We start from the raw sequence: 1,595 nt of genomic DNA on the forward strand, positions 1-1,595 counted from the left end.
AGGTCTCGTGGCGCTCGCAGGCGAGGACGCGCGCTGCCGGTGCCGCGGTGCACGGCATTTATCGTGGCCGGTGATGTAATCCTCTACTGTTGGCGGGAAGGGTTCGGGTCCGGCGGCATCATCGGGCCGCGGCGCCTATTCGGGCGTGGGCGAGGGCAAATTCCGCAGCATGGGGACAGGCCGAGGCCATCGCCACCTTGATGCGGCGGACCGAGACGCGGACCTGCGCGCCGATCTTCAGGAGCTTCAGGCGGATCGTGCCGCAGGTGGCATCGGCAAGCCGGGTCTGGGCGAGACCGAGGCGGCGCAGCGCGCAGATCAGCACATAGGCCAGCGCGGCGAACCACAGCCGCAGCTGATTGGCGCGCATGGTGCGGGCACTGGTGCGGTCGGCATAGAGATCGAGCTGGCATTCCTTGATCCGGTTCTCCATGTCGCCGCGGGCGCAGTAAAGCGCCTCGTAGAGCGGTTTTGGCGCTGAGCGCTCCGCCGCAAGCGAGGTGACGACGAAGCGCGGATTGGCGCCCATCCTCGTCCATTCGGCCTTGGCGACGACCCGCCGCCGGCGTGACCAGCTGTCCTGCGTCGACCACAGGAAGTCGCGGAAGACGCGGGCAGCCGCACCGCCTTCCTCGGCCGCCTGGCGCGCTTCCTCGAGCGCCTCGGCGATCGTCCTTTCCAGCCGCTTGTTGCGGGCCAGGCCGAAGACATAGTCGACGCCGTTTGCCTCGCACCAGCTCATCATCTCGTCGCGGGCAAAACCGGAATCGGCCCGCAGGATGATGCCGACCTTCGGCCAGCGGGCGCGGATCTGCGTCACGATCCGCGCGACCTCCTCGACCGCGCCGGCGCTGGCGTCGATGTTGGAGCGCCGCAGCTTGGCCGCCAGCAGATGCCGGCCACAGAAGATGTAGAGCGGCAGGTAGCAATAGCAGTCGTAATAGCCGTGGAAGAACTTGCCCTCCTGATTGCCGTGCAGCGGGTCGTCGGTGGCGTCGAGGTCGAGCACGATCTCGTCCGGCGGCCCGTCGTGGGCGTCGAGGAACAGCTCCACGAACAGCGCTTCCAGCGCGCTCTTGTCATAGGCGATCTTATGATAGCGCGTCGTCTCGTCGGGGCGGCCATGCTCCAGCCGGTTCAACGTCGATTTGCCGGCAAGCACCGCACAGTCTTGCCGCTTCGGCGTCAGCCGCTCCGACAGAAGCGCGAGCACCGGATCGTGGCGCAGCGTGTCGTGGTCGTCGACATCCTCGTAGCCCAGCGCGATCGCCGCAATGCGCTGCCCGACCAGGGTACGCACGCTGTGGACCGTGCAGGTCGCATCGCGACGATCGACGAAGCAGGCGGCCACCCGGTCGAACAGCCCGATGGCCCCATCGACGTGGCGAAGCAGCAGCGCACCGGCATCCGAGGTGATCGCTCCGCCGTCGAAACCGGCGACCACTTTATGGCCGTCGAAGCCTTCAAATTCGAGCTGCGCGGAGATACAGTGTGTTTGCATCGGGCCTCCGTAACGAATCTGGTAAGCCTTTGTCGTAAAAGCAGTTTCTCAGATTCGTGGGCCCGATGCACCTCCCTACTTTGAGAGATTCAGG

General features: G+C 66.1%; 1 protein-coding gene. It reads right to left on the bottom strand.

The features are described from left to right. Nucleotides 1–118 precede the first annotated feature (118 nt). Entirely contained in the window at nt 119–1,501 is a 1,383-nt protein-coding gene (locus ATB98_RS00065) for an IS1380 family transposase (protein ID WP_066867487.1), read from the bottom strand. Between the last annotated feature and the right edge of the window lie 94 nt (nt 1,502–1,595).

This window comes from Sinorhizobium saheli (genome assembly GCF_001651875.1).
Taxonomy (GTDB): Bacteria; Pseudomonadota; Alphaproteobacteria; order Rhizobiales; family Rhizobiaceae; genus Sinorhizobium; species Sinorhizobium saheli.